This is a genomic window from Brevibacterium salitolerans, from assembly GCF_039531405.1.
Classification (GTDB): Bacteria; Actinomycetota; Actinomycetes; order Actinomycetales; family Brevibacteriaceae; genus Brevibacterium; species Brevibacterium salitolerans.
The window spans coordinates 15,338-36,091 of sequence record NZ_BAAAPZ010000015.1; the positions used below are offsets into that span (position 1 = coordinate 15,338).

A 20,754-nucleotide genomic window follows, 5' to 3' on the forward strand; every position below is an offset into this window, starting at 1 on the left:
TCCGGCGCTGTCGCGAAAGCTCAGTTCCGGCGCCGTCACGAAAGCTCGGGATGCACGTGCAGTTGCGCGCGCATCCCGAGCTTCTGCGCACCCGGTGCCAGGGGGCAGCTGCGCGCAGGGGGCCTCAGACGCCCAGGAGCATGAGCCCGCCCGCGAACAGCGCGCCCAGCACCGCCGGCGCGGGAATGCCCAGCACCCAGATCGCGAGCACCGGCGTGAGGAAGCGGCCGCGGATCACACCGGGGCGTCCTGCGAACTGGGTGCCCAGATTGGACCCCACCACCGTGTAGACGAGCGAGACCGGCACGCTCACCGTGAGCGCGGACACGAGGAGCGCGACGCTGGACACCCCGTCCGCGATGGCCGACTTGAACGGATCCAGCAGCGCGATCCGGCGGCTCACCGTCCGGGCCACGCGCCAGCCGGAGACCAGCGTGCCCACCGCCAGCGCAGTCGCCACGAGGATGCGCACCTCCCAGGTGACCTCGAACGGGTCCCCGTCCGCGAACCGCGCGCCCTGGTAGGCGACGATCGCGAGCATGAGGATGGCACAGGACTTCTGCGCGTCCTGGATCCCGTGACCCAGCGAGAGCAGCCCGGTGAAGACCGCGCCGGCCGCCCGCGAACGCCGGAAGAGGGGCTTGGGCGCGGACCCTGCGGCGAGACGCGACAGCACCGCCGTGCACAGCGCACTGATCCCCATGACGATGATGGGGACCGTCAGCAGCGGCACGACGAGGCGCAGCATGAGACTCGCGAGGTCCGCGTGCGCGCCGTAGGCCAGGCCGGACCCCAGCACGCCGCCCACCAGGCTGTACGTGGAGGAGACGGGGATCGCCACGACGTAGGTGACGATCCCCCAGAGCGTCGCGGCGGCCATGCCGGCGAGCAGGATGGAGAGCAGATCGCCGGGCTGGTGCGGGAACTCGATGATGTTCTCCGCGACCGTCACGGCGATGCCCAGTCCCAGCAGAGCGCCCACGAAGTTGAAGACCGCGGCGAGCGTCATGGCGATGCGCGGGGTGAGCGCACGGGACACGACGGCGTTGCCCACCGTCACCCCGGCGTCGTGGAAGCCGTTGACGAAGGCGAACGCCACCGTCACCACGACGACGAGCGCGAACAGGATCTCCATCAGCACCGCAGCTCCCGCGCGCTGCCGACGACCCGCACAGCGGGAGCGGTCCGCAGACTCATGACTCCCGCACTGCGATCTCCGCGACGACCTCGCTCACGGCGCGGAACGAACGCACGGCCTCGTAGAACGCGAAGCCCAGCTGGGTCGCCGCCGCCACGTGCACCATGCCCTTCCGCGCCGCCGGCACGGTGTCCGAGATCTGCAGGCGGAGCGCCTCCGCCCGGTGGAAGAGCCGGGTGACGGAGTCCACGTACTCCCACTGGTCCGGCTTGGACGAGATCCGCTGGAGCATGCGCTTGGTCTGGTCCGTCGCGTCGGAGAGCACCGCGAGCATCTCGAGGACGCCCACCGGGAACTCGTCGAAGGCGGAGGAGGACAGCACGAAGGCCACGGAGTCGAGGCGATGGACGGCCTGGCACAGCTCCGAGGCCAGCCGGTAGAGGCTGTCGCGGTCGAAGGGGGTCGCGTAGTTCTCCCGGAGCGCCCGGACCACCGCCGAGGCCGCCCCGTCAGCGCTGTCGCAGACCTCTGCGAGCCGCTCGGCGGCTGCGCGACGCTGCTCGACGGGGATGCCGGAGAGCTCCGCGAGGATGAGGCTGCCGTCCTGGAGGGAATCCGCGAGTGCGCCGAACTGTGTGAAGAACACCGCTTGCCTGGACGGACGACGCAGTCTCACTCCCGCTCCGATCTGAACCGTTCCGACGGTGATGTGTGTGAGGTGGGTGCCGGGCCGAGAGCGCCTCTCGGCGGTAGGCCGCTCGAAGCGGCTGATGTTGGAGCCCGGGGCTTCGAAACCCGACACCCGTGCGGGCCGGAGCCCGCGCATCCATCGTACCGCTCACGGCCGTCGCACGTCAGCTCCGGTGCACCAGCTCACAGAGTGCCCGCGCGGTGCGCCCGGGAGGCGTGCACCAGGTCCGAGGCGAGCTCCTCGAACGCCCGGGCCGAACCCTCGCCGCGTCCTCCGGGTCTCCCGCCGCGGCTCACCGGCTCGTCCTCGGGATCCTCCCCCTCCCCCAGATCGTCCGGCCCCCGCTCCATCCCGCTGCCCAGCGCGAGCGCGTCCCGGGCGAGCGCGCGCCGGCCTGCCGCGCAGACCTCCGTGAAGGCCGCGGCGCGGAGCAGGGCGACGGAGAAGTCGCCGCGGAACGCGCCGGCGAGGATCTCGTCCGCCGCCCGGACCACCTCGTCCGGGCCGGGCGGGTTCTCCACCCCTGCCAGCAGTTCGGTGAGATAGGTCTCGGAGCGGAACCGGCCTCGGGTGCGGCCTGCGTCGAACTCCTCCGCGACGCGTGCGGAGCGGGTGGTGATCCACTCCCGGAGGGCGTAGAGCCGCCAGAGCACGCCCGGGAGGGAGACCGCCGGGGCCGAGGCCCAGATCTCCGCGATGACCTCGAGCCCGATCTCGTCCGCGAGCCGCACGAAGCGTGCGGTGGCCTCCGTGTCGCGGCCGGCGCGGCTCGCCTCGCCGGCGGCCGTGGGACGGCCTTCCACGGTGCCGTAGACGAGGAGGGAGGCGGTGGCGTGGGCGATCTCCGCGAGCCGCGCCGGGTCCGGGCGCTCGTCGAGGTGGTCGAGGTCTGCCATCGGGAGGGGCTTGTGATGCGTGCGCATGGTGTGGCCGATGGTACTCGCGTCTGAGTGCATCTCCCAGGGTGCGCGCCTAGGCTCGTGATGCGAGCACTCTCACGCCCTCACGGAGGAGCCACATGTCGAAGAGCACTGCGATCACGAACGGGATCGGCACGGCGGCGAAGTTCGCCGTGACCAAGGACGGAGAGCTCCACCCGCGGGCACGGGGCCTTCTCCAGCGCGCCCTGTCCGTCCAGCGGCCGGTGGTGCTGGCCTATGTGCGCACGGTGCGCCGCCGGCATCCGGATGCGAGCCCGGCCGAGATCGCGGACATCCTGCGCCGGCACTACCTCACGGTGGCGACGAGCAGCGGGGCGGCGGTGGGCGCCACTGCTGTGGTGCCCGGCCTCGGGACCGGTGCCGCACTGGGGCTGGGAGCCGTGGAGACCGGCGGCTTCCTCGAGCTCTCCGCCCTTTATGCGCAGTCGCTCGCGGAGCTCCACGGGATGCAGGTGGCGGACCCGGTCCGTGCCAATGCCCTCGTCATGGGCCTCATGCTGGGCAGCAGCGGCAAGAGCCTCGTCAAGCAGTTCTCCGCGCAGGCGCAGGGCGGCCCCGCACTCACCTCCAACTGGGGTGCGCTCGTCACCACGCAGATCCCCTCGGCGGTGATGGACACCATCGTGAAGAAGCTGCGGAACAAGCTGATCCGCACCTACGGGGTGCGCTCCGGCGGGAACATCGTGCTCCGCGCGGTGCCCTTCGGAGTGGGCGCCGCCGTGGGCGGGGTGACCAACCGGATGATGGCCTCCGCCGTGGCGAAGAACGCCCGCGGGGCCTTCGGCGACATGCCTGCGCACTTCTCCCCGGAGCTCGACCCCGCCTCGAGCACCCCGCTGCGGGATGCGGACATCGTCGCCGGTCTCCGTCATCTGCTCGAGGCGAAGGCCCGCAGGCGCGCCCGTGCCGCCGAGGCCAGGACCGGTGCTGCCGCCGGAGCGGGTGCCGCCGACGGGACGAGCGGCGCCGGCACGACGGGAGACCGCAGCGGGAAGTCGCTGGGCCCCGGGAAGGGCGCCGGGGACGGGAAGAGTGCGAAGGGCCGGCGCAGGGGCCTGTTCCGCCGTCGCGACGACGACGTCATCGCCGGAGAGGTCGTGGAGGACGAGGTTCCCGAGGCCGGAGCGGCCGGAACCGCGGCTGAGGACGCGGCGGTGAGCGCCGATCCGGTGGAGGGCGACGCTCCGCGCACCTGGAGGCCGGACCCCCGCCTCTGAGCGGCGGGGCGGTACAACGCACAGACGGGAACGGGCCACACCTCCGTTCCCGTCTGCGGATTCGCCCGATTCCGGGGCGGCTCGAGGCGAATCCGCAGACGGGAAGCCAGACCGGCAGGTGAGTCGTCTGCACCCGTCTGCGTAGCGCGGCTCAACTCAGCTCAGAGCAGCTGGCGCATGTTCGCCTTAGCGAGGTCGATGAGTTCCGTGCCGCGTCCGGAGAGGACGGTCCGGATCGCGAAGAGCGCGAAGCCCTTGGCCTGCTCGAACTTCACGGACGGCGGGAGCGTGAGCTCTTGGCGCTCGACGACCACGTCCAGCACCGCCGGACCGTCGTGGGCGAGGAACTCCTCCACCGCGCCGGCCAGGTCCTTGGGCCGTTCGACGCGGAAGCCCCTCACGCCCACGGCCTCGGCGACGGCGGCGAAGTTCGGGTTCTCCAGGTCCGTCGCGTAGTTGACGAAGCCCGCCGCCTTCATCTCCAGCTCGACGAAGTTCAGCGAGCTGTTGTTGTACACGACGGTCTTCACCGGCAGCCCGTTCTGCGTGACGGTGAGCAGCTCGCCCAGGAGCATGGACAGGCCGCCGTCGCCGGCGAGTGCGAGCACCTGCCGGTCCGGGAACGCAGCCTGCGCGCCCACCGCCTGGGGCAGGGCGTTGGCCATCGAGCCATGGGTGAAGGAGCCGATGAGACGCCGCTTCCCATTCATCGTGAGATGGCGGGCGGCCCACATGACCGGGGAGCCCACGTCCGGGACGAAGACGGCGTCGTCCGCCGCGCCCTGGTCGAGCAGGCGGGTGAGGTGCTGGGGGTGGATCCGCTTGCGATCCGACTTCTCCAGCTCCGCGAGCTCCTTGCGCGTGCGCTGGTAGTGCTTGCGCATGGTGTCCAGGTGCTTGGAGCTCCGGTTGCCCTTGAGCTCCGGCAGCAGCGCCTCCACCGTCTCCTTCACGGTGCCCACCAGCGGATGGTCGACGTGCACGCGCCGCCCGATCTGCCCGCCCCGCACATCGACCTGGATGACCGTCGCGTCCTGCGGGAAGAACTGCGCGTACGGGAAGTCCGTGCCGAGCATGACGACGGTCTCCGCACCCAGCAGCGCGTGGTAGCCGGAGGCGAATCCCAGCAGACCGGTCATGCCCACGTCGTAGGGGTTCTCGTACTCGACGAACTCCTTGCCCCGCAGTGCGTGCACCACCGGGGCCTGAAGCCTCTCCGCCAGCGCCACGACCTCGTCATGCGCGCCCTGGGTGCCGGCTCCGGCGAGGATCGTGATCTTCGCACTGTCGTTCAGCGCCGTCGCCGCAGCCGCGAGCTCGCTCGGCGCGGGAAGGACGGTGGAGCATGTGGGTAGGACGGCCTCGGGCGCGGCATCCGTCTGGGCGAGCAGGACGTCTCCGGGGATGACGAGCACGGCCGGACCGCGCTGGGTCAGCGCCTCCCGCATGGCGATGCGCAGGAGGCGCGGCAGCTGCCCGGAGTGGGAGACGTACTCGGTGTAAACGCTGGACTCGCGGTAAAGGTCCTGCGGGTGCGTCTCCTGGAAGTAGCCGGTGCCGATCTCCTCCGTGGGGATGTGCGCGGCGAGGACGAGCATGGGCACCCGGGAGCGCATGGCGTCGTACACGCCGTTGATGAGGTGGAGGTTGCCGGGCCCGCAGGAGCCCGCACAGACGGCGAGCTCACCGGTGAGGGCGGCCTCGGCGGAGGCGGCGAATGCCGCGCCCTCCTCGTGCCTGGTGTGAATCCAGGCGACGCCGTCCGTGGTACGCAGGGCGTCCGTGAAGCCGTTGAGCGAGTCGCCGGGGATGCCGTAGACGCGGCGGACCCCACTGGCGGAGAGGGTGTCGACGATGTGCTGGGCGACGGTGGGCATGGCCTTCCTTTCGCTGGACTGGGCGGGGATCGCGCCGGGGCCGGGAAGAGCGCACGCGCCCGAGGCCGCGGCCTCCGGACCGTCCTCGCAGGCTTCCAGCCTACGCGGCAGGCGGCGTGGCGTAAGGGGGTGCGGACGTGAGCCCCGGCATGCGCTCAGAGGCGCGCGTACCGTGCACGGAAGCCGCAGAACACGCCGTAGGCGAGCAGTCCCAGCCCGAGCACCACGACGATCGCGGACCCTCCCGGCAGCTCACGGAGCGTCTGGACCGCGGAGTCGAGGGCACCGGCGGAATGCGGGTCGTCGCGAAACCCTGCCAGGCCTATGAGGACGCCGACCACGGCGACGGAGGCGCCCTTGGCGACGAACCCGATCGCGCCGAGCGTGCGCACGGTGCGGCCGAGCGCCCCGGAGGGCAGCGTCATCCTCTTCCGGAAGCTGCGGAGCGCGCCCAGCACCATGAAGACGACACCGCCGGCGAGGAGCCCGAGGCCGATGAGGGCCAGGAGGACCGGCCCGCCGGGGACGTCGAGGAGGCCGCGGCTGGCGGACTCCGCGCGGGCGTCCCCGTCCGTGCGATTGCCGAGCGCGGCCGAGGCGGCGATGGCACCGGTGGCGATGAAGGCCGCACCCTGGCCCCAGCGCGAGAGGCGGGTCCCCCACTTCTTCGCGGTCCCCGCGGTGGTCCCTGCGCGGGACTGCGCGATCCCGTCGACGAGGTGGAAGAGGCCCAGCGCCCACAGCAGCACGGTGAGCACCCACAGCGCTGCGGCACCCGGCGCCGTCGCCGCCACGGCGGACAGCGCGCTGGTCTGGTCGCTGTCGCCCCGGCCGGTGAGTCCGATGGAGACCGCGATCCCGCCCACCAGCGCGTGCACGACGCCGTTGGCGACGTAGCCGCCGCGCGCGAGCGCCCGCAGCGCCGCACTGTGCTCGGCCGAACGCGCCGCGGACTTCACCTCGCTCTTCACAGCTGTGAGCCTAGACCGGCGCGGTGGGAGGTGGGAGGCAGGAGCATGGGCCGGGGCGAGTGCGGGTGGGGATGCGGACGCAGGTGGGACGGTGCGTGCCGAGGGGCGGCTTCTTGTAGACTCTCAACGGGCCTCTAGCTCAGTTGGCAGAGCAGCGGACTTTTAATCCGCGGGTCGTGGGTTCGATCCCCACGGGGCCCACTGTTCGGAGTTGACGAAGAGCTTCGAACATGTGGAGGTGGCTCATGTTCGACAGAATCACGACGACTCCCGAGATCATGGACGGGCAGCCGACGATCCGGGGGATGCGATTCCCCGCGAAGACGGTGGTCCGCATGGTGGCCCAGGGGATGACCGATGAACAGATCGTCGCCGAGCATCCCGATCTGGAGCCCGAGGACATCCGTGCCGCCCTGCGATACGCCGCGGCTGTGCTCGATTCGGAGACCTACCTGCCGTTGACCAGGACAGCATGAGACTGCTCCTCGACCAGAATCTCTCAGTGCGGATCAGCATCCGCCGCCTGCCGCTCGTCTGACCGGGTCGCCTCCACAGACACCGCGGCACAATGCAGAGCACCGGCGCTCCGCATGGCGGAAGCATCGGTCCCCACGATGCACCCTGCACTCCTCCCCGCCGGATCCCGGCACGAACGGACCCGGAACACCCCGAACCCTCAGCCCTGACCGCCCAAGGCGCGGATGGCGGGGGTTCGGACGGCTCTGTGCGTGGCGATGAGGGCGGTGAGCACGGTCAGCGCCGCCGCGAGCACCGTGATCGCCCCGAGCAGGGTCCACGGGCGATGACGGGCACACCGTAGACGCGCGCCGTCGCCGCGCTTGTGCATAAGGGCCTTGAGCCTGCGCGAAACGCCGGCTGCCGCGAAGCGATCGTCCCCGGTGGGCCGGCACCCGATGCCCGGGCGCTGAGGCACAGAGCCGCAGTGCCCCGCTCGCGATGTGCCAGAATCAGCGCATGCACCCTCCTTCAGCGGCGCACGACGGCAGTCAGGTCCTCCTGCGGCGCCCGCTCTCCCCGGCTGAGGTGAAAGACCTCGCCGACGCCGTCTACTACTCGGGACTGAAACTCGTGACGGCAGTCGCCGTCCCGACGTCCGGTGTGCTCGTCATGGGGATCGCCGTGCTGGTGGCGATCGGTTTCGGAGTGGTCGCCGGCAGGACTGCTGTGTTCATCGTCCTCGGAATCGGATTCCTGGTGTGGCTCCTCGTCCTGGCGCTGGGTCTCGGCGGAGGCGTGGCCCTGGGTGTGGCGATGGGCCGCTCCCGCCTGGAGAGCCGCATGGGACCCCATCGCGAGCTCGTCACGACGTGGTACCCGCACGGCTTCGCGCTCACGGACTGGAAGGGCTCCGTCTTCATCCCCTTCAGCGAACTGCGGAGCATCCGCCGCGCAGGCAGGCAGGGGCAGTTCATCGTCGTCCGGACACCGATGAAGCTGGGTCCCGAACCCTACGCACACGGGATCCCCGTCGACCTCGTCCCCGAGAACCAGCTGCGCCGCTGGAACGTGTAGAAGTCACCCTGCAGATCTGACTCCGATCTCACACCCGCGACGACTGCGACCGCACCGTACTGCGGAGTAGCGTCGGAGACGACGGGCCCACTGGGCCGGCCGGTCGCACGCACTCCTGCGGCCTCACCGCTCACTGCGAAGGAGGACGGCTATGAAGGCTGTCATGTACTACGGGCAGAACGACGTCCGCGTCGAGGACATCGCAGAACCGGCTCCGCCGGCTGCGGGCGAGGTGAGGATCGAGGTGGCCTGGGCCGGCATCTGCGGCAGCGACCTCCACCTCTTCCACAACGGCCCTTCCTATCCCACCACTCCCACGGCGGATCAGCCCCAGCCGCGCACGGGTGAGACCCTCCCCGTCGTGCTGGGCCACGAGTTCGCGGGCACGGTCACGGCCCTGGGCGAGGGAGTCACCTCGCTGTCCGTGGGCGACGCGGTCGCCGTCAAGGCGAACGTGCCCTGCGGGTCCTGCGCCGCCTGCCGCGCAGGGCTGTCCAACATCTGCAGGAACTCCCGCGGCTTCGGCCTGTCCGGCGGAGGCGGCGGACTCAGCGAGTTCGTCACCGTGCCCGAGGCCAACGCCTTCCCCGTCGGCGACCTCCCCCTCGACCAGGCGGCCATGATCGAACCGCTGGCGGTCTCGACCCACGGTGTGCGCAGGTCCGGTGCGGCCGCCGGCGACGTCGCGCTGGTGGGCGGCGCCGGACCCATCGGCGTGCTCACCGCCGCCGTGCTCAAGGCCAAGGGCGTCCACGTGATCATCAGCGAGCCCAACCCGGCCCGGCGCCGGGCCGCCCTGGACAACGGGGCCGCACACCGGGCCGTGGACCCCATGACCGAGGACCTCCAGGCCGTCGTCGCCGAGGCCACGAACGGCGACGGCGTCGATGTCGCCTTCGACTGCGCCGGGGTCGTCCCCGTCACGCACGATCTCATCGCCGCGATCCGCCCGGGCGGACACCTGCAGATCATCGCGATCCCCAGCAAGCCGCTCGACCTCGACGTGCAGAACGAGATGCACCTGACCGAGATCACCTACGCAGGAATGTTCGGCTACCTGGACGAGGACTACCGCGACGCGATCGCCATGGCGAACGGCGGCGGCCTGAACCTCGCTCCCTTCATCTCGACACGGATCACGCCGGAGGAGATCGTGGAGAAGGGCTTCTCCGTGCTCCTCGACAGGGAGAACACCGCTGTGAAGATCCTCGTGGACCCGCACGCCTGAGGGACCACGCTCAGCATCCGCTGCCCGGACCTCCTGATCTGCCCGGACCTCCTGATCCTCCTGATCCGCCGGGTCCGGGCAGATCGTCGCGGCCGATCAGCGAGTCCAGCGTCACCTCGAACTCCAGCGCACGGTCGGCATTCACCTGTTTGATGTTCTCCACGAGCTGCGCGCCCACCGCACGGAGTGCCTCCCTGACCTCTGCCACCCGGCTCGCGGGATCGTCCCACAGCTCCGGGTGCACGAGCAGGTCCAGCAGGTAGTCGCGTTCGACGGCCGCGCGCAGGTGACCGAGCTTCTCCTCGTACTCCACCTCCGCGAGCATGCGCTGCTGCGCGCCTGCCTTGGCGTCCAGTCGCGCAAACAGCTGGCGGATGTTCCAGACGATCCGTTCGAGCTCCTTGTCCACCTGGGCGGCGGTGAGATCGCCGTCCCGGCCGCGAGCGGCGTAGTCCCGGCGCCGGGCGGTGATCCCGTCGAGGATCTCGCGGATCGTCTCCGGCAGCTGCGGGCCCTGTTCCTCGGCGGCAGGCCGCTTCCGCTTCCTCCGGCGCAGCACGACGGCACCCGCCACCGCGCTCGGCACCGCCACGACCACAGCCGCGATGAGCACGACGGGAAGCACCCAGCCCCCGCCCGCCGCAGCGCCGGTGTCCGGTGCCCCTTCGGAAGCAGGCAGCTCCGCGGAGAGGTGTTCGACGGTCTCCGTGAGCGCCGCCTCCACATCACCGCCGGCGGCGGACTCGGCCTCGTTGGCGATCCGCATCGCCTCGTCACCGTCGATCACCGTGGAGTCCGCCTGCAGATCGGAACCCACTGCCACGACGAGGGTCTCAGCACCGCTGCTCTCCGAGAGCCGGTCGAGGTGATAGGTCGAATAGGCGGCCTCCAGCCGAGCGTCCTGCGGGAGCACCGCGACGGCGATGCTCCCGTCATCCGGCAGCACCGAGGTCACGGCGTCCGCGAGACCGTCCGCATCCCGCACCTGCGGCGACACGTAGACATGCCCCTCCGCGAGCCCCGCCTCAGCAGACTCCAGCCATCCGCCGCCCGTCATCGCCCCTCCCCTCGCCGGTCATCCACTCTCGCCCCTCCAGACACTCCGCACGTTCAGAAGTTGTTGATGACGGAGGCGAACACCAGGTCGATCTGCTCCGGGTCGGAGGCGTCGAAGAGCTGCCCGCCCGTCGCGTCCGCGATCCGCTGCAGCGCCGTGGGGTCAGCTTCCTCTCCATAGGCAATGGGGAAGATCCGGACCTGAGCCGCATCCGCACCGGCTTCTGCGGATTCCGGGGAGATCTGCGCGATGAGCGAGTCGAGCGAGATGCGCGAATCCGTGTCCTCGCCGTCGGAGAGGAGCACGATCGCGTTGATCCTGCCGGGTTCCGCCCGTGCGTCCATCTCCTCGTACGCCGCCGCGACGGAATCGTAGAGCGGAGTGCCGGCACGCTGCGCGTAGCGCAGATCGTCGAGCGCGGTGCCCAGCGTCTCCCGATCAGAGCCCAGCGCCGTGACCTCCCGCATCACCTGGATGCCCTCACCGGCTTCCGAGCTCACTCCGGTGGTGAAGGCCCATACCCCCACCTCGTCCGTCTGCCGGAAGTGATCGAGCGTGGACTGCGCCCCCTCGATGGCGCCGTCCAGCCGCGTGCGTCCGTCGTCGATGGCCGTGTCCATGGAACCGGAGATGTCGATGAGCTCCACCACCGAGGACGGCTTGCGCACCTGGGCCCACTGATCGATCGCGGCGGAGATGACGTCCACCTCCGGCTTGGGCAGGAGAGTGCCCGGCTTCTCCGGATCCACGCCGTATTCCTCCGTGAACAGCTCGCCCAGCGGCACGGACGCGTCCAGCGGACGGAAGCCGTACTCCGGCAGGATGCTCTGGGCCGGTGCCGTGGCGAGGAAGTCGACGAACGCCTGCCCTGCGCTCCGCTGCTCCTCCGTCACCCAGTCCGCACCCAGCACCGTGATGGGGTTGTCCGAGGTCATGGAGCCGCCGGAGGGGTAGACGGCGACGAGTTTCTCCCGTGGAGGGGTGAGGGTCTCGCCCGGCTGCACGGTGCGCGATTCCGGGTTGCCCTGGTTGTAGTTGAGCAGCGAGGTCTCCTCGAGCGCCACGGCGGAGACGTAGCCGGAACCGCCGGCTCCGCCCTGCGTCTCCTCGTAGAGCGTGTTGAGGACGTTGCCGGTGGTGTCGCCGTAGTGGATGACGCACTCCTCGAACACGCGTGAGAAGTCCTCCGCCTCCTCCACGTCCTCCGCTGTCAGCCCGTCCGTCTTCCCCGCGGCCTCGTAGGACTGCATGAGGATGGCGGAGAGCCCGGTCGTGGAGGTGTGCGGATTGGTCTTGGAGATCTTGAAGGAGCCCCAGACGTCCTTGCCGACGCTGCCCCAGCCCTCCGGGTCCGCGCAGAGGTCCTCCAGATCGGAGATGCCGATGTCCTTGTCCGGCCAGCCCAGCGCCCGCGCCATGGGCTCCGGCATGCCGAAGACCACGGGCGTCTGCGCAAAGGACTCCGGTTCGCCCACCAATGAGGCCGAGGCCGCAGCGGCGACCCGGTCCGTCCACACGGTGGAGGCCGGGGACCAGAGCGTGGGCCAGAGGGACTGGTCCTGCGTGGGCCAGTCGCCGCCCGCTGTCAGGTGAGCCGCGGCGTCCCCGGAGGAGACGTTCGTGGGACGCACGGAGGCGCACTCGGCCAGCGCCTCGTGCTCCGGTGAGTCCTTGAAGGCGGCGGCGAGCGCCTCGATCATGTTCACCTTCTCCGAGGACGTCGCCACGACCACGGGCGTGCAGCCGTCGTCGGAGGCACCGCCGGCCTCGCTGCCGGAGCCGGTGTCACCGCCGGGAGAGCAGGCGGTCAGGAGGAGGGCGAGAGAGGCCCCGAGTGCCGCGAGGCGGCGACCGCCTGTGACTGAGATCGCACGTCCCGTACGAGAGATGAGAGACATGAGGACACATTACAGCCACCTATGGACACAGGGCGTATGCGCCTCCCCTCCTCGGGCAGGGCTCGCGGACCACCAGCACCGCGCGGAGACGGGTGCGGCCGAGAAGATCGGCCCGGTCGGTGCGGAATGCAGTGACGCGTGAGCCGCCTCCGCTCAGCTGCTCGCCGCCATCCCGTCGAGGTCCCGCATGAAGCGGGCGAACCCGCCCGGCGCGCGCCCGGCTCTCCGCGCCGAGGTGAGCACACGGGTGGTGTCCGTCGCGATCCAGGGCACGCCTGCGCGCTGGAGGCGACGCACCGTCTCCACGTCCTCGGACACCGGCAGGGCGCTGAACCCGCCCGCCTCCAGCAGCCGGTTCAGGCGCATCCCCAGATTGGCTCCGTGCACCGCTGAGTGCCCCTCGCACAGCTCGTGCCGGGCGAACCACAGACTTCCGGCGGGCGTCGTCCGGTCCTCATCGGGCTCCACCGTGCCGACGACGAGGTCGTATCCCGCCCTCGCGAACTCCGCCTGCCGGGCGAGCCAATGGTGGGGCACACGCGAATCAGCATCGGTGTGGGCCGTCCAGATCCGCTGAGCGGGGATCCCCGGCCAGTGCGCGGCGGTCGCGCTCACCCCCGCGTTGCGCACGGCACCCACGTGCGGGAACACACCCTCGAGGATGCGGATCGCGGAGCCGGCCCGGGCCTCGGCCGCGATCTGCGCGGCGACCTCGGCGCTGCCGTCGGAGCAGCGGTCGAGCACGACCACCAGCAGCGTGGGCAGGTCCGTCGCCGAGGCCGCTGCGACGATCGCACGCAGGCAGTCGCCCAGCAGCTCCTCCTCGTTGTGCGCCGGCACGATCACTGCGAGCGCCGCCGGCTCGAATGCCTGCGCAACACCGGCGGGCAGCGGCTCACCGGCGAGCGCTGACCCAGCGGTGGGCAGTGGCACACCGGCCGGCAGCGCTGAGGCGGCCGGCGCCGCAGTAGCGGCAGTCCGCGAACCCTCCTGGGGCGGGCGATCCCCGCGCTCCTCCGCCGTCACAGCTCCGCCCCGGGGCCGTGCGCACCGGTGCTCCACACCACGAGTTCGAAGTCCGGGTCTTCGACGGTGACCGTGCGCGGGAGCGGCAGCAGTGCATCGAGGACTGCGTGCACCTCGACGGCCGTGAGCGGCCAGCCCACGATCGGATGCCGCCAGTGGCAGGCCACCACCGTCTGCGCGCCGGTGTCGGCGATGCGCCGGGCCGTTCGCCGCAGACGAGCAGGGCTGAGGAAGTATCCGACCTCCGACACCACAACGAGGTCCGGTGCCGGGCTGCGATCCGGCACCGGTCCGGCATCCGACGCGCTGTCCGAGGCCTGCGCGGGATCCGCTCCGCCCTCCTCGAACGGCCACTGTTCGGGCACCTGGCGGAGAAGGAACTCGACGTGCGGGCTCGTGACGGTGCCGCGCGCTCGGTCCAGTGCGCTCGCGCTCTCGTCGACGGCGAGCACGCGGTCGCAGCGAGCGGCCAGATCCTGCGCCAGCGCCCCCGCGGAACATCCGAGCTCCAGTGCCGTGCCGTAGCGCGGGGCAGGCAGTGCCGCGAGCGTGAGCGCCCGCTTGCGGGCCTCGTACCAGCTCGTCCGGGTCTCCCAGGGATCCGCGGCCGTGCGGTGCAGGTCTTCGAAGGGGCTCGGCTCGCCCGGCTCCGGCATGCAGAAGACCTCGAACGGCCGCGCGAAGTGGGAGAGCATCCCAGCGCTCAGCAGCACCTCGTCGCCCGGTTCCGGGCCGAGCGGCTCGATCTGGGACCTGTGGAGCGAGACGGCCGCCCGCTTGCGCGCCGCGGCCTCGGCGGAGAGGTCGAACCGCAGCAGCGCGGCCTCCGCAGCGAGCGCGTCGAGATCCGCAGAGCCTCCCCAGTGCCACAGCCACAGAGGGGCTTCGAGGTGCACGGCGTCCGTCCGCCAGGCGGCTGCGGCAGCCGCCGCGGCGACGGCCGCGTGATCCGGGTGCCGGTCACCCCGCCACGTGGAGACGAGAAGAGTCCTCGCCCCGTCATCCCGCGGCAGCACGCCTCCCGGCAACTCGCCTGCCGGCAACTCGCCTCCGGGCAGCTCGTCTCCCGGCGGCTCGTCCCCCAGCAGCCGCACGAGAGCCGCGACGAGCTCCTCCCCACACGCCTCGAGCCCGCCATCCTCCATCCCCAGCAGATGCAGGCGGGCCGTGGGCGCCAGCGCGCGGACGGCCTCGGCCACTTCCTGTGCACGCAGCCGGGCCAGGCGCTCCGGGGAGTGCGTGGGCGAATCCGGGTGGGAGGCCTCTCCCGCGCTTGCCACCACCACGTCCACACGCATCGACCGGGCACCCGCGGCGGCGAGGAGGCCGCCGGCCATGAGGGTCTCGTCGTCCGGGTGGGCAGCGACCACGAGCAGCCGGTGGTAGGGAGTCAGGTCGAGGGCCTCGGCCCGGGCGAGCGCCGCGTGCCCCCGCCACACCTCCTCCGCGGTGCTCTCGTCCTCGTGCCGGAATCCCGGCGCGTCCGCCGCCGTCACCGGTCGCTCCATACGGCCGGCAGGCCCTGGAGCAGGCCCTCTCCCACGGCGGCGAGGTCGCGCTCCGGCTTGTGCTGCCGCAGGTAGACCTGCAGATCGGCCACCCTGCGCGCGTGCTCCTCGTCCTGCGTGAGCGGCCCCGGACCCAGCGTGTGGGCGACCGCGGTGAGGACCGTCTCGCAGGCGTCGTGGACGATGCTGCGCACACGCAGGGCCGCGGGCCAGGAGCAGTCGCCGCTCGCGTCCGCCTCATGTGCGGCCCCGGCGAGCGCCGCGCCCGCCGCGTGGAGGGCAGCGTCACACGCACCCAGGTGGTGCAGCGCGATCTGGTCCGGTTCCCGTTCGCCGAGCGCGCGGAGCAGCGTCCCCGCCAGCGCGGAGGCGCCTCCCCACCAGACGGCCGCCACGCCCACCCCGCCCAGCGCGAAGCCGGGACGCCTGAGGTACCAGTCCTCCGGGCCCACCGGCAGAGCGGGGACGTGCCGCAGGCTTAGCGGCACTGTGCGAACGGCGCTGAGACCTCGTGCCACCCAGTTCCCCGCACCCACCGTGACGCCGGGGTCGTCGAGGCGAACGACGAACAGCCTGCGACCGTGCGCAGACGTCCACGCCGTGATGAGGGCATGGGAGACGGTGTCCGCGAGGGAGCACCACGGCTTGTCGCCGTCCAGGTGCCAGTTCCCGTCCGCATCCGCGGAGGCGGAGAGACGCGTTCCCGGTCCCTCGGCGGCGAAGACTCCCCAGGTGGCGTCCTCAGGCACGTGCACGTCATGCCCTGCGGCGCGTGCCTGGGCGAGGATGGTCAGCGCGTCGAGGTGCGGCTCCAGCGTGCGCGCCACGGTCAGGTCGAGGGCGCCCAGCGCCGCGAGGCCCTCCCACAGGCGGCGGATGCTCCCGCCGCCGGTCGATCCCTTGCTCCTCTCCGGCGAGGCCTCCCCCTGCGCACCCCACGCGGACGCATCAGCCGCCACGCCCAGCGCACGCGCAAGGCGAGGGGCGAGGCGCAGTGCGCGCTCCGGATCTCCGGCAGCGGCACGGATCTCCTCAGCGAACTCGAACGGCGGGGCGGCGAAACCGTCTGCGGCGAAACTCATCACACTCCGCACAGTAGAGGAGGAGGTGCGCGAGCGGTACTGGGTCCACGGGCACGTGGTTGCATTGCTGCGGCATCGCGGCCGGCGCCTGGGTCGGTGCAGTACTGAGCCAGGCTCTCATGCCTGCACCGACTGATCCTGCTCTACTGCCTGGGCACCCGCTTCAGCTGGTGGGTGCTCGCACCGGCGCTGGTGGTCATCACTGCCTGGTGGGCCGTTGCAAGTGTGCCGCGTCTCCACGACGAGACAGGCAACGGCGTCGTCAGCATGTGCGAACGCACACCAGCCCATGCCGGCAACCCGCACCGCGACCCCAAAGCCCGAAGGCGGGCCCACGGCCACAGCAGAGGCCGACGCCCGCGCACGAGCTTGGAGGGCAAGAGCGGTCTCGTCATCACTGAACAGCTGACCGAGAACTGCAGGCGCCGCACCGTGACAAGCACACTGGGCCCCACATGCCGAAGGGCTGCGTGAACGGATTCCCGGAGCCCACCGGGTCCGGCAAGTCCACCACCACGAAGATGGTGATGCTGCCGCCCATCGTCCGTCCTAGGCAGTGCCAGGTTGCACAAATGCAGGCATTCCATGGCTCGATCCATCCGCCGGGGACAACCGGACCGGAAGGTTGGCGCTCATTCGCCGGACATGAAGCAGCGCCTTGGGATTGCTACAGCCCCGGCCCCGGCAGCCGTACTTCCGTCTCTCCCGACAGGCCGCACACACGAAGGGAAAACAGCTGTTCATCGCAACTCCAGCACGCGCCGCGAGACTCGAAGCAGTTTCTGGTAGGCAACCATGGAGTCCGCCAGAGACAGCGGCTGATGCTCAAGTCGCAGCAAGACGCTCTGCAAGCTGCCGCACGCACGCAAGTCGCACCGCGTCACCGTCGATGCCGCGGTGCGCAATAGCTCCTTCCAACAAGAGGTAAAGATGTTCCGCTAGCTGTTCGGGGTCGTCGATGTCGGGGCGGTCGCCGCGGACGAGTTCTGCCAGACGACTGCGCACGGCCTGCTTGTGCGCTCTCACCACCTGGTAGGCAGGATGGTCTGAGGCAAGCTCTCCGGCGGCGTTGAGGAACGCGCATCCCCGATCAGAAGCCCCGTCAGCGTACGCATCGAACACGGCGAGCACCCTCGGAGAGGAAGCCTCAGCGATGCGCCGTTCGAGGTCTTGCCACCAGGCCTGGTGACGGGCTTGCAGGTACACCATGACGAGGCGATCTTTGGACCCGAACCTGTCGTAGAGAGTGCGCTTGGTGATGCCCGACTCCCTGGCGATGGTATCCACACCGACGGCGTGGATGCCCGAGCGATAGAACAGCTCGGAAGCGACGTCCAGGATCCGCTGAGCGCCAGCAGTGAGCTCTGGCACCTGCAACTCCCTGTCACTCTGCGCACCTGCCATCCTCGCTCCCCTCGCATTGACTTCACAGATCAGTATACCTAGCCTTGGCGTGAGGTTCACAGTTCAGTGAAGTTGGGGGTGGGTGAACATGCAGGCGAGGGATGCCGGGGCTGGTGGCCCAAGGATGCTGACCGGGCGTGGGGTGTTCTGGCTGGCCGGAACGGGGCTGTCGCTGATCGCGGTCTGCTACGGTCTCGCCAGGTTCGCCTATGGCCTGTTCGTGCCGGTCTTCCGGACGGAATTCGACCTCGATGCGGCGACGGCAGGGGCGATCGCCTCGGGAGCGTATGCGTCCTATTGCATCGCGATCGTCGCATCGACTGCCCTCACTGCGAAGTTCGGCAGCCGGATGGTGGCGGTGATGGCCGGCGGTATCGCCACGACGGGCACGCTCATGATCGCGGCAGCTCCCGGCACGCTCCTGCTGGCGCTGGGCGTGGTCCTTGCCGGGTCGAGCACCGGGGTAGCCTCGCTTCCGCTGGCACATGCCGTCGCCCACACCGTCCCGGCGGCGCGTCTGAATCGGACGCAGACGATCATCAACGCCGGCACCGGCCTCGGAGTAGCGATCGCCGGCCCAGTCTCGCTTGCGACGCACGAGCACTGGCGTGCCGCGTGGCTGGTGTTCTCAATCCTGTGCGCCGTGGTCACGATCTGGGCGGCGTTCTGCGTGCCGGCCGCCTCCGCGCGAGACCATCGCACGAGCGGACTGAGGCAAGCGCTCCCTCGTCCCCTGTTCCCCCGGGGTAGCGGAAGCATGGTGGCCGCTGCGGCTCTGATGGGCATCGCCAGTGCGGCGGTATGGACGTTCGGACGAGACATCCTCGTCAGCGAAGGGCAGCTGAGCGAACAGGCCTCGACGATCGCGTGGATCCTCCTCGGCGCATGCGGGATCGCCGGAGCTGCCGCGGGCGATCTCGCGGGACGAGTCGGGATTCCCTGGTCGTGGACCACGACCATGCTCACCCTGGCCGCGGCGACCGCTCTCATCGCCATGTTCCCCGGCAACATCCTCACCGCCTGGGCCACCGCGGCGGTGTTCGGCGCGGCCTACATCGGCCTGACCGGACTGCTCCTGATCTGGAGCACCCGCGTCTACACCGACACACCTGCCGCGGGCGTAGGGCTTGCCTTCCTCGTGATCGCGCTCGGCCAAGCAGCCGGAGCACCGGCCGTCGGGGCACTCGCAGAAGCGACCGGCCTGCAGGCAGCGCTCCTCGCCGCGGCGGTGATCGCCGCCCTTGGGAGCCTCATTCGACCGCGGCCAGTAGAACGCAGCTCGGACGAGCACTGAAACAGGATGACTCGGTCCAGGCAACTTCCGGGACGGCGAGGTTGCCCCTGACTGCGCAGGCTACGCCCCTGCCAGCACAGACAATGACGAGCAGCAGACTCTCCGTGCAGAGGTGCAGGAACACGGATGTGCCCCCGAGCCGTCCCCGACGCGGATATCGTCGAGCACACGATCGGGCGCCGCCCATTGGTGAAGAAGCGCACGCAGACGACTGCTGGCAATGCGGATGAGGCGACACATGCCCGCCCTCCAGACACGTGACTGCGGTGAGACAGTTCGTGTGGAGCGTCCCGGAAGACAGCTCGCCAAGGGTTTCATGACGAGGCCGCCACTTCCGCACTCCTTCGGATCACGGTCGACTCACCCTGCATCTGGCTGAGAGAGTGCTCTGCACCGGGTAGGCCGCGCAGAAATTCCCTGCACGCTCGAGGAAGAACAGGCAGTAGTGCCCGATATGAACCGAGCCGACGGGGCGGACTGACGCTCGTTCCCGCGCAACGAGGACGGCGCGCCCGCAGGGATGGCCCATACCGAGCGACACGGCGCAGGCACGTCTCCTTCCCCTCCGATCTCACTTGGCCGAATACGCTCGAGAACCAAGACTCCCCGGCACCTCTCGCATCGTGGGCCCGAGGAACGGTCCTGCCCCTTCTTCGCCCGCTGCTGGATGCACTCGCACGCACCGGCACCACGGCCCGTCGGCTCACAGGACAGATGGCTGGTGAGTTCGCCACGAACTTCCCCGGAGACGACAGCGCGGTCATCGACGGCGAATCCGAGCGCGCCGCGCAGTTTCGTCGCAGCGCCCAGCAGCGAACGATGCGCGTCGCTCCGAGCCCTCGCGCAACAGCGCGGCCCCCGCCCATCCGTTGCAGCGAGAACAACTGCTGGCTGTCTGCCTGGGTGATATCCCTGCAGGCACAGTGGCCGATCAGCCGGAGAACCCGTCACCAGGGATTGCTCGTGCATGCACGGACTCGTTCGCCGGCAGCGGCGCTGCGAGCCCGCCGCCGGCGAGTGAACCACCTGATCGGCATCCGGGTGACGAGGACTCCCAGCAGGCAGAGCGCACCGCCCGCGAGCATGTTCGGTGTGGGGATCTCGCCGAGGAACACTGCCGACATCAGCAGCACAAGTACCGGCACGATGTAGCTCGTCGTCGCTGTCTTTCCTGCCGTGGAGCGTGCAAGGACGTAGCCCCACGTGGTGAAGGCCAGCGCAGTAGAGAACAGGCCGAGGTAGACGACGCCGGTTGTCGCTGATGCGGGCGCGTGGGCAATATCGTGCACCAGTTCCCCAGACCATGGGAGGAGCGCCGCAGTCCCTGCGAGAGCTCCGGCCAGGGTGAGGGTCGTCGCATCGGTGTGTCGCAACAGTCGCTTCTGCAGGATGGTCGAGCCGCCATAGAGAAAAGCTGCCAGTACTGCGAGGAGTACACCCGTCAGGGCAACGTCGCCAGTCCAGGAGCTCGCGCCGATGAGCACCACACCGAGGAAGGCCAGCGGAGCTCCCAGGAGCAGTGGCCGAGGAAAGCCCTCACCGAGGAAGAGGCCGCCGAGGAGCACTGATATCAGCGGCGCCAGGTTGACCAGCATCGATGCGGTGCCGGCGTCGAGCTGGGTTTCCGCCTGATTGAGGGCGAGGTTGTAGATCGTAAACCAGCCGACACCCCAGACGACGATGAGCGGGAGCTCGCGGACTCGCGGGCGGCGGGCGCCGGCAATGAGCGCGATCGACCCCAAGCCCGCACTGCCGACGAGCATTCTCAACAGAGCCATGGACCCCGGACCGAAGTGCTCTCCGGCGCTCCGGATCACGACGAACGACGAGGCCCAGAGCACCATGGTGGTGAGGGCAGCAAGAAGGATGCGCATCGACGCACCTGCATG

General features: G+C 70.3%; 17 protein-coding genes and 1 tRNA gene. 6 read left to right on the forward strand and 12 right to left on the reverse strand.

The genetic code is table 11. The features are described 5' to 3' along the window. Positions 1-124: 124 nt before the first annotated feature. The 3 genes from ABD240_RS13105 to ABD240_RS13115 all read right to left on the reverse strand — a co-directional run bounded on the left by ABD240_RS13105 (position 125) and on the right by ABD240_RS13115 (position 2,752). On the reverse strand, positions 125-1,135 hold the full coding sequence (locus tag ABD240_RS13105) for an inorganic phosphate transporter (RefSeq protein WP_344337711.1): 1,011 nt from the start codon (positions 1,133-1,135) through the stop codon (positions 125-127). 58 nt (positions 1,136-1,193) lie between these two features. Continuing rightward, on the reverse strand, positions 1,194-1,784 hold the full coding sequence (locus ABD240_RS13110) for a DUF47 family protein (protein WP_344337712.1): 591 nt from the start codon (positions 1,782-1,784) through the stop codon (positions 1,194-1,196). Between the two features lie 227 nt (positions 1,785-2,011). After that, positions 2,012-2,752, reverse strand: coding sequence for a hypothetical protein (locus tag ABD240_RS13115; protein WP_344337713.1), 741 nt, complete (start codon positions 2,750-2,752; stop codon positions 2,012-2,014). A 95-nt stretch (positions 2,753-2,847) separates the two neighbouring features. On the opposite strand from ABD240_RS13115, the gene ABD240_RS13120 reads away from it, so the two are divergent. After that, positions 2,848-3,987 carry a hypothetical protein gene (locus ABD240_RS13120; RefSeq protein ID WP_344337715.1) on the forward strand — a complete coding sequence of 380 codons (1,140 nt, stop codon included), beginning with the start codon at positions 2,848-2,850 and terminating at the stop codon, positions 3,985-3,987. 161 nt (positions 3,988-4,148) lie between these two features. Here the strand turns inward: ABD240_RS13120 and poxB are convergent, their stop codons facing one another. Next, the gene (poxB, locus tag ABD240_RS13125) at positions 4,149-5,864 is read right to left on the reverse strand and encodes a ubiquinone-dependent pyruvate dehydrogenase (protein WP_344337716.1); all 1,716 of its coding nucleotides are present in this window, start codon (positions 5,862-5,864) and stop codon (positions 4,149-4,151) included. A 155-nt stretch (positions 5,865-6,019) separates the two neighbouring features. Next, positions 6,020-6,835 (reverse strand): DUF1206 domain-containing protein, encoded by an 816-nt coding sequence (locus ABD240_RS13130; protein WP_344337718.1) that lies wholly within the window; start codon positions 6,833-6,835, stop codon positions 6,020-6,022. 128 nt (positions 6,836-6,963) lie between these two features. On the opposite strand from ABD240_RS13130, the gene ABD240_RS13135 reads away from it, so the two are divergent. From ABD240_RS13135 to ABD240_RS13150, 4 genes are all read left to right on the forward strand, one after another. Next, positions 6,964-7,036: transfer RNA gene (locus ABD240_RS13135), tRNA-Lys, on the forward strand. Positions 7,037-7,080: 44 nt separating this feature from the next. Then, positions 7,081-7,311, forward strand: coding sequence for a DUF433 domain-containing protein (locus tag ABD240_RS13140; RefSeq protein ID WP_344337719.1), 231 nt, complete (start codon positions 7,081-7,083; stop codon positions 7,309-7,311). A 499-nt stretch (positions 7,312-7,810) separates the two neighbouring features. Next, complete coding sequence (locus tag ABD240_RS13145) at positions 7,811-8,368, forward strand: hypothetical protein (protein ID WP_291793527.1); 558 nt, start codon at positions 7,811-7,813, stop codon at positions 8,366-8,368. A 151-nt stretch (positions 8,369-8,519) separates the two neighbouring features. Beyond that, positions 8,520-9,596: a 2,3-butanediol dehydrogenase gene (locus ABD240_RS13150; RefSeq protein WP_344337721.1), complete on the forward strand. Its 1,077-nt coding sequence runs from the start codon at positions 8,520-8,522 to the stop codon at positions 9,594-9,596. A 10-nt stretch (positions 9,597-9,606) separates the two neighbouring features. On the opposite strand, the gene ABD240_RS13155 is transcribed toward ABD240_RS13150, so the two are convergent. From ABD240_RS13155 to ABD240_RS13180, 6 genes are all read right to left on the reverse strand, one after another. After that, the gene (locus ABD240_RS13155) at positions 9,607-10,653 is read right to left on the reverse strand and encodes a hypothetical protein (RefSeq protein ID WP_291793533.1); all 1,047 of its coding nucleotides are present in this window, start codon (positions 10,651-10,653) and stop codon (positions 9,607-9,609) included. Between the two features lie 53 nt (positions 10,654-10,706). Next, a complete protein-coding gene (locus ABD240_RS13160; RefSeq protein WP_291793537.1) occupies positions 10,707-12,551 on the reverse strand; it encodes a substrate-binding and vWA domain-containing protein in 1,845 nt (614 codons plus the stop codon). Between the two features lie 153 nt (positions 12,552-12,704). After that, a complete protein-coding gene (locus tag ABD240_RS13165; protein WP_344337723.1) occupies positions 12,705-13,577 on the reverse strand; it encodes a glycosyltransferase family 2 protein in 873 nt (290 codons plus the stop codon). Further along, positions 13,574-15,073, reverse strand: a complete 1,500-nt coding sequence (locus ABD240_RS13170; RefSeq protein WP_291793544.1) for a bifunctional PIG-L family deacetylase/class I SAM-dependent methyltransferase — start codon at positions 15,071-15,073, stop codon at positions 13,574-13,576. The genes ABD240_RS13165 and ABD240_RS13170 overlap by 4 nt, the downstream gene beginning before the upstream one ends. Further along, complete coding sequence (locus tag ABD240_RS13175) at positions 15,070-16,167, reverse strand: acyl-CoA dehydrogenase family protein (RefSeq protein WP_344337724.1); 1,098 nt, start codon at positions 16,165-16,167, stop codon at positions 15,070-15,072. Before ABD240_RS13175 ends, ABD240_RS13170 begins: the two co-directional genes overlap by 4 nt. A gap of 825 nt (positions 16,168-16,992) precedes the next feature. Beyond that, positions 16,993-17,571: a TetR/AcrR family transcriptional regulator gene (locus ABD240_RS13180; protein ID WP_344337725.1), complete on the reverse strand. Its 579-nt coding sequence runs from the start codon at positions 17,569-17,571 to the stop codon at positions 16,993-16,995. Between the two features lie 124 nt (positions 17,572-17,695). Here ABD240_RS13180 and ABD240_RS13185 point away from each other — a divergent pair, with 124 nt between their 5' ends. Next, positions 17,696-18,865, forward strand: coding sequence for an MFS transporter (locus ABD240_RS13185; RefSeq protein WP_344337726.1), 1,170 nt, complete (start codon positions 17,696-17,698; stop codon positions 18,863-18,865). A 947-nt stretch (positions 18,866-19,812) separates the two neighbouring features. Here the strand turns inward: ABD240_RS13185 and ABD240_RS13190 are convergent. After that, complete coding sequence (locus tag ABD240_RS13190; protein ID WP_344337727.1) at positions 19,813-20,739, reverse strand: DMT family transporter; 927 nt, start codon at positions 20,737-20,739, stop codon at positions 19,813-19,815. Between the last annotated feature and the right edge of the window lie 15 nt (positions 20,740-20,754).